Genomic DNA, 7,681 nt, shown 5'->3' with positions numbered 1-7,681 from the left:
CGGGCAACAGCGAGGTTCGTCGCCGGCCTTCCAGCACAGGATGAACCGCCAGCAGTTCACCGTCTTCGTAGATGCGGATCTCGTGAGCCAGACTGTGGACGTCGAGCGTGCGCTTGCGTGTACGATCATCACCGCGACACTGCGCCGAAGTCGCAGTGGAACTGGAGACTGACCACGTGGGTGGCATCGCCCGCGGCCGTGTCGAAGTAGGTCAAGGTGCCGTCAGAAATCCCGCTCGATCAACATTTCATCGTGAAAGACTGCAAAAACAGCGGGCAGAATTTGTGCAGAATTTCGCAAAGACGGTGTGGCGACGTCGTGTTTCTGGGTTCGATCGAGTATGAAATATCGTCAAATGCGTGCGATATCATATTGGTGATTTGATGCGATGTTTGGCGTATCAATGGGATGAGCGTCGTTCTCCGTCGCCTACATTTTCCCAACAATGATTTCGATACAGTGAGAGCGACGTGATCACCGGTCCGGACGTTCTTGCCTCCGCGGCCGTGCGGGGTATCTGAGAGGAAGGAAGAACAAAATGGAAGCCAAGGCATCCTCGGTCGGGGAGCTGTCGTCGAGCGGTCTTTTTGACGCTTTTCACCGGGGCATTTTGCAGAATGATCGGCTGCTGAAACTCGATACGCCCCTTGGCGCGAATTCCCTCGTTGCATTACGTGCCGAGGGTCATGCAAAAATAGGGCGCGACTATCGGTGGACTGTCGATGTAGCGTCGATGCGCACCGATCTTACGCTTCTGTCGTTGATGCATCAGGCCGTCACTTTGTGGATTCAGCAGGAAACCGCGCCATTCGCTGAGTCGACCTACCTTCCCGTCCACGGCTTTGTACACCGTATCGGGATGCTGGGTGCAGATGGTGGCCTGGCTGTCTACCAGCTAGAGATCTCGTCGGCTTTGCACTTCCTCGGGCATACCCGCGACGATCATTTTTGGCTCGAAAAGGATGCACGGGAGATTCTGGCGAATGTGTTCGACCGATATCCGCAGTTGCAAGGTCTCTATCGATTCGACACCGTCAGCACCCCGCGGGTGCGCTCGTATTGCAGACAGGCAGAGTCCGACCTGAATTTCGTCCATCGACTGCTCGAGGATGAGGGTTGGTATTTCTACTGGGAACACGCGACCACCCAGTCAGGGGAGCCACCGAAGACGACCCTGGTCATCGTCGACCGTCTTTCCTCGCTACCCCAGCCAAAGGATGCGACCTATACCCGCGGCAACGCGAGCAATGAAAGCAATGGCGTAGCGCAATGGGCAGCTATCCAGACGCTCCAAAGCGTGCGTTATACAACGCGTTCATTCGACTACAAGCGCCCGAATTACGACTTCGAGGCAGTTAGCGAAATCGAGTCGACGACCTACGAGATCGAGCAGCGGCGACAACGTGAAACGCAAAGCATCCCGACGGTGCCAATGGAGGTCTTCGAATCGACGCCGTATGGGTATCCCACCACAGATGCCGGTGGATCTCGCGCGCAATTGCATACGCAGGCCTGGGATGCACAGGCATTGCGCTACGTGGCAGTCGCCGGATTGCGATGGATCGACGCTGGGACGCGTTTCGTGCTGCACGACCACCCCCGGCATTCGAACCCGGACGCCAAGCACCGCGAGTTTGTCGCGATCGAAGCGCGATGGCTCGTCGAAAATAATGTGCCTATCGCTCGCCAGGGAGCTGCTTTCCCGCACAGTTTGCAGCGGCGAGTTTCCGATGCAAAAGCAGTTCGCGGGAGCGATTTCCAGTCGCCGCCACACCCGGCCGACGGCGAAACTGGATTCTTCGTCGTCGACGTCGAAGCTCAACCCACGACTATCGAATATCGGAGCCCGTTCGAGCACCGCAAACCAATCATGCATATCGAGCATGCGATCGTGGTGGCGCCAGAGGGGGAAGAAGCTTGGGCCGACGAATCGAATCGAATTCGCGTGCGGCACGCATGGGACCGCCAGAGTCCTGCAGGGGCTTTCAATACATCGCCGTTGCTGTTGTCGTTGCAGTCCGACACTGGGAATTCGTACGGCTCCGTACACGTTCCGCGCGCGGGCGAATGGGTGGCGATTAGCCACTGGGGCGGCGATTGTGATCGCCCGTTCGTGCTTGGACGGCTCAATGGCGGTACGACTCCACCGCCTTGGCATACGAATGTGTTGCTATCGGGTTTTCAGTCGAGTGGGTTCGGCGGTACGGGCGCTTTCAACTCGTTCGTTCACGACGACTCAACCAATCAAGGTGCGACGCGACTGACCTCCTTCACGGGTTCAAGCTACAGCTCGTTCCATCAGGGATATCTGATCAGCCAAGACCGGAACAAGCGTGGGCGTTACCTTGGTGCCGGTTTCCAGATTCACACCGACGACTACGGCGCGGTACGAGCGAACCGCGGCCTTTATTTGAGTACGCATGCCAAGGCGCACGACGCAGAGCAGCTCGACGTCGTTGAGGCGAGGGATCAGCTGACGCGATCGGGCATGCTTGTTGAATCGCTATCAAGCGCCAGCGCGACGGCGCAGGCGGAGTCGCTGGAGGGAAGTCAAGACACTCTGAAAGCCGTAGCCAAAGCCACCGAGCATCCCATTTCAGGACAAACGTCAGGGGGCAGGACCGATGGCGGCGGAACAGGGGAGGCCAACGGATTCGCCACCCCGATGATCATGATGGCCACGCCAGCCGATATCGGATTAACGTCCCGACAGTCGACTAGCATCGCAGCGGATCGACACATCAATCTGACCAGCGGCGAACACACTCACCTTGCCACGGGCAAATCCCTCATCGTTGCGGCCGCAGGAAAGATCAGCCTGTTTGTGCAGAAGGCGGGGATGAAGCTGTTCGCTGCAAAGGGCAAGGTCGAAATCGCTGCGCAAAGCGACGCGTTGAGCCTGTTCGCCGATCGTGACGTAACGGTTACCAGCAATCAAAGTAGAGTCGTAATCGAGGCGAAGCAGGAGCTGATTCTGAAGTGTGGTGGCTCGTACATTCGCATCACCGCGGACGGTATCGAAGACGGCTCGCGAGGACCTCGCACGATCAAATCGGCCTCATTCAGCCGTCAAGGTCCGAGCTCGATTGCTGAACACATGAACAGCTTGCCTAAGACTGCGTTCAACGACCCCTATGTGCTTCGCCACTCGATCACAGGCGAAGTGCTCAAGAATCACCCGTACGAGTTCGTACGGAGCGATGGAACAGTCATCAAGGGGGTGACGGACGAACTCGGTAAGACTTCGGTGCAGAAGAACGTGGACGTCGAGACGATGACTGTGCGTGTGTTGCCTCGCACGCTCAACGACGTCGGCTAGCGGCCCGAATCGTGGATCGCCATCAGCACATCTTGAATCTCTCCGATCAACCGCAGTAATCGTAGGTACCGGTATGGGTCCGAACAATTCCGGCAGCAACAACGCAGCGAAGCAATCCGATACGGTCGTCATTCAAGGGCAGCACGAGCCAGGCGGTGGGTCGTCCGCAAAGGTGACGTTAACGCCGGATGCCAACAAATGCACTAAAGAGTTTCATTGCGATCCGCGGCCACCTATCCCGGTGATTTTTATTCCCGGGGTGATGGGCTCCCTGCTCATCAACAGAAATACCGGGCAGGAGATTTGGAATCCGCCGAATGAAACCAACCGCGCTGCGATAGCATTCGGCTGGAATGGATACTTCTCAGATGCGTCGGAGCGCGAAACAAAGTACGACACATCGTCGGCAGTCGTCTCCACGCTCGGCGCGATCGTGACGACGGGTTGCGATCTGACGGCCGACGAAGCGCGACGGCGAGGCTGGGGGTCGGTCCATTCGAAGAGTTACCATGGATCGCTCGCTTGGCTTGAGCGTGAGCTCAACCACCCGATGAAGGCGGGAAAGCTCCTTGGCGCCTGGGCAAGCGGTGACCCGAAAGGTGAAGACTTCACTTTGAATCCGGTTATCGGGACAGCGCCATCGAGCTACGGCGCGAATGGTCCGGGTATCGACCCGCTTAAGGTCGACTCGGATGATTTTAAGAAGTTCTGCCAGTACCGATATCCGGTGTATGCGATCGGCTACAACTGGTTGCAATCGAATCTGCTGTCAGCCGAAGACGCTGTGAAGGGCGTCGACTATGTCGATCAGAAAACCCACAAGAAATACCATTTGATGGGCATCAAGGAGATCTGCGCCGAGAACAAAGTAAAGAAGGCAATCATCATCACCCACTCCATGGGGGGGCTCGTCGCCCGCATGGCTTCAGTGATAGCGGGTTACGAAGACTTGATGTACGCCGTGATCCACGGGGCCCAACCAGCGACTGGCGCACCTTTGGCCGCACGACGGTTTCGCGCCGGCGCTGAAGGGGAGGGGGCAATCCTCAATAAGGTACTCGTGGGGCGAAACGCGCCGGAATTCACGGCAATCACGGTCAATGCACCCGGGCCGTTGGAGCTCCTTCCGATGCCCGACTATCACGACTATGAACCATGGTGGGTTGTTCGCGACATGAAGCGACAGGAAGTACTCGCGCTGCCGAAGAAGAACGACACGCTGAAGTTGTTCACGTCACAGGCGTGGTACGGCTTGGTCCCCAACCAGTCCGACGCAATGCTCGATCCTGCTGGAATTGCCAAACAGCGCCTGCAAACGACTCAGCCTGGCATGACGCTGCAGAAGAACTTTCTGACGACAATGCAGGACGTGGTTGACCGGCAGCATCAACTGATAAACAACTATCATCCGAACACCTTTGCCTTCTACGGGAACGGTCCCTTGCGACGGTCGAGCGAGGTTGACCCGACAAAGGGCGGTACAGCCAAGGCTCCTACTAAGCAGGAGACCACCGCACCAGCGGATAAGCTGCTCACCTTCGGCCGAATCTATTGGCGTGGTGACTTCCCAGCAGGTACGACCGAAGAGGACCTGATGAAGGCCGAACTCTTGAGCGACGACCAGAAGGGCCAGGTCCGTATCCGCGTCAAGGGGCTTGTCTGTACACTCTTTGCGGAGATCATGGATCCCAATTTTCCGCAGGAGCGAGGCTTGATCTTTGGGGATGGCACGGTGCCGAGCTGGTCTGGGGAATCCGTCGCACGTGGCTTGAAGGCCGGTGTCCCTGGCGAAAAGGCGAAGGGTGTGCAGATCGCCTTCACGCAGAACGGGTTTGATCACCAAGGCTGCTTCGGGCATCCGTGGGCGAAGTGGGCCACACTCTATAGTATGGTCAAGGTCGCAAAATCGATCGACGTTCCCGTATGACAACATTAAACCAGTTCACAAATCGAATCGCAGTCGCGCTCGTGGCCTTCTCGGTAGGGATGGCCGCGTGCTCGAAGAGTAATCCGTCGGAGTTGCCTATGACCACCCCCGTGATGCATGACACCCGCCCGTGGTGTATTGGCCGTTTCGTTGTCGACCTTCCCCATGATGCAGAGGTGTACAACCAAGAATATAAGTACATGGGGTACTCGATCGATGTAGCGAAGAACGTAGGTCAACAGGAATTCGGACGGAGAGTAGAGGCGCGCGAGCACGAGCTGAAGACCAAGCTGCGGGTTGATCCGCATAATTCCTTCTCGCCGACGAAGACACCGTGGCTCCATCAGGCGGTACAGCCCAATGACTACTCGCGTCTCTTTGTTTTCGGGCGATACGACGTCCCGCCCGCCGAGCTCTCATACGACGTGGAAGGGTACGCGTGGTCGCACGACACGCAATTCACCCTGAAGAACAAGTTCGGCGATGGCTATGACCAGAGCGCGGTCCAGAATGCGTCCGAGATCCTGCGAAATATTCGTCCGCGTGATGAAGGGGATGTGCCGAACGATGGCGCATTTTGCTTTAACGGCGGCCTGATCGGCGGCAAGCAACTTCCGGCTTTCGATGCCACCGTCGCGGCCGGTCTTGTTCCGGGGCGACCGTCTAATCTGATCGTGAAGCAGCGCGAATCTGTTGCTGCCGATCAGAAGGCGTCGCTGTTGAGCGGGCTTTCGGAATTTGAGGCTCAGCTGAAGCCGTACGCGGGGCACTATAAGGTATTGCGAAAGGGCAAGCGTCAAGTCGCCGGCATTCAAGCCGAGGAAATTCTCGTCGACATCCATGAAGATGGCGTCCAGAAGTACCAGTTCTATCTGTTGGCGGCCGGGGTAGAGGGAGATCCATCAAAACCGCACACCGCCATTCAATTGTTGTTCGGCGCGGAATCTGACGCGGTGAATCCCGCCTCCGTGACGACGTCACCAGTGAACGAGGAACAGGCCGTCCAGGCGTGGGATACGGTCCTGAACAGCTTCCACTATCGTGGTGCCGCGAAGTAAGGAGGAGGTGGAGGAATGCCGCGCTATGACATTGTGAAGGGCGATCTGACAACCGTTGGCGGAGTGGTGCAGGGCGGGGATGGGGCAGACCTGATAAACGGTCGCGAGCAAGCCTACGAACATGATCCCGTCTTTTGTCCAGTCTGCAAAACCGTCGGGAAAATCGCGTGCGATGGCCCGCGGATTTCCACCACCGGTCCCGATGGCCGGCAGGCAGCGCTCAGTGACGATCTTTGCATCTGTCTTTGTTCTCCGCCACCACGTCTGGTCGCCTCGCAGACGACGTCGTGTAGCGACACTTAACCTCGCGGTGGATGTCGTCGACAACCCAGAGTTTTCCGCAAACGTAACGCTAGCGGTGTGATCGTCTTTACCCGCCCACTGCGATTGCGCATATGAACAAAAAAGTCAGGAAATTTGCTTTCAATGAGATTTCATGTCAGGCTGAAAACGCAGATGGCATAGGGGAAATGCGCAACTGCTTATGGGTAACGAGAATTTCATACGAAATGTGATATAAGAGGCCGATGATTTCCTGTTCCAACTGCGCATGTGCGAGGTTGGTGCGTTCCAAACTTAATTGCGAAACGTTCCAGACTTTATTGTCATGGGACATCTGGCGCCTGCGCGCCGCTACGACGCGCGGCACCCAGGAAAAAAGCCCTCGTTTCGAGGGCTTTTTGTTTTTGGCTCAATGGAACAGGGTGCGTTTGCCCGGTCAGGCCAGGAGGCCGATCCCCCAGCCGAGCGCCGCGCTCGCGATCACGACGGCCCATGGCGGCACGCGCCAGAACACCAGCGCGACGAATGCGACGAGCGCGGCGGCGAGATCGCGCGGCGCCACGATCGTGTCGGTCCAGACCGGGTGATAGAGCGCGGCGAGCAGCAGCCCGACGACGGCCGCGTTCACGCCCGCAAGCGCGGCCTGCATCCGCGTGCTGCGTCGCAGGCGCTCCCAGAACGGCGCGGTGCCGGCCACCAGCAGGAACGACGGCGCGAAGATCGACACCAGCGCGATCGTGCCGCCGAGCCAGCCGGTCGGCGCGTTGCGCAGCGATGCGCCGAGGAATGCCGAGAACGTGAACAGCGGCCCCGGCACGGCCTGCGCGACGCCATATCCGGCCAGGAACGCCGCATCGCCGACCCAGCCGGGCGCGACCACGGCCGCCTGCAGCAGCGGCAGCACCACGTGCCCGCCGCCGAACACGAGCGCGCCCGTGCGGAAGAACGCGTCGACGACGGCGAGCGTGTCGGAGCGCAGCGCGCGGGCCGCGAACGGCAGTACGACGAGGAGCGCCGCGAACAGCGCGAGCCACAGCACGCCCGCGCGGGGCGACACGTGCAGCGGCAACGGGTCGTGGGCGCCGCGTGCCGGCT

General features: G+C 58.7%; 5 protein-coding genes and 1 pseudogene. 4 read left to right on the top strand and 2 right to left on the bottom strand.

Annotated elements, in window-relative coordinates; genetic code table 11:
• Positions 1-127: pseudogene (locus G3N64_RS37525) on the bottom strand (IS21 family transposase); the annotation flags it as partial.
• Between the two features lie 411 nt (positions 128-538).
• Here G3N64_RS37525 and tssI point away from each other — a divergent pair.
• The 4 genes from tssI (at position 539) to G3N64_RS37505 (ending at position 6,607) form a co-directional block, all read left to right on the top strand.
• Positions 539-3,319: a type VI secretion system tip protein TssI/VgrG gene (gene tssI, locus G3N64_RS37520; RefSeq protein ID WP_205788649.1), complete on the top strand. Its 2,781-nt coding sequence runs from the start codon at positions 539-541 to the stop codon at positions 3,317-3,319.
• A 73-nt stretch (positions 3,320-3,392) separates the two neighbouring features.
• Positions 3,393-5,246 (top strand): hypothetical protein, encoded by a 1,854-nt coding sequence (locus tag G3N64_RS37515; protein ID WP_241021414.1) that lies wholly within the window; start codon positions 3,393-3,395, stop codon positions 5,244-5,246.
• Between the two features lie 98 nt (positions 5,247-5,344).
• A complete protein-coding gene (locus G3N64_RS37510; protein WP_205788648.1) occupies positions 5,345-6,304 on the top strand; it encodes a T6SS immunity protein Tli4 family protein in 960 nt (319 codons plus the stop codon).
• 15 nt (positions 6,305-6,319) lie between these two features.
• On the top strand, positions 6,320-6,607 hold the full coding sequence (locus G3N64_RS37505; RefSeq protein WP_011885799.1) for a PAAR domain-containing protein: 288 nt from the start codon (positions 6,320-6,322) through the stop codon (positions 6,605-6,607).
• 415 nt (positions 6,608-7,022) lie between these two features.
• Here G3N64_RS37505 and G3N64_RS37500 read toward each other — a convergent pair.
• On the bottom strand, positions 7,023-7,681 hold a 659-nt coding region (locus G3N64_RS37500), incomplete at its 5' end, for a chromate transporter (RefSeq protein WP_205788647.1).

The sequence above is a fragment of the Burkholderia sp. Ac-20344 genome, from assembly GCF_017104975.1.
GTDB lineage: Bacteria > Pseudomonadota > Gammaproteobacteria > Burkholderiales > Burkholderiaceae > Burkholderia.
The sequence above is the reverse complement of the archived record's forward strand: the minus strand, read 5'-3'. Positions and strand labels throughout refer to the sequence as shown.

What these genes read in the sequence shown, in the direction of transcription:
- tssI (WP_205788649.1), top strand. Translation starts at nt 539, where the DNA reads ATGGAAGCCAAGGCATCCTCGGTCGGGGAGCTGTCGTCGAGCGGTCTT.
- G3N64_RS37515 (WP_241021414.1), top strand. Translation starts at nt 3,393, where the DNA reads ATGGGTCCGAACAATTCCGGCAGCAACAACGCAGCGAAGCAATCCGAT.
- G3N64_RS37510 (WP_205788648.1), top strand. Translation starts at nt 5,345, where the DNA reads ATGACCACCCCCGTGATGCATGACACCCGCCCGTGGTGTATTGGCCGT.
- G3N64_RS37505 (WP_011885799.1), top strand. Translation starts at nt 6,320, where the DNA reads ATGCCGCGCTATGACATTGTGAAGGGCGATCTGACAACCGTTGGCGGA.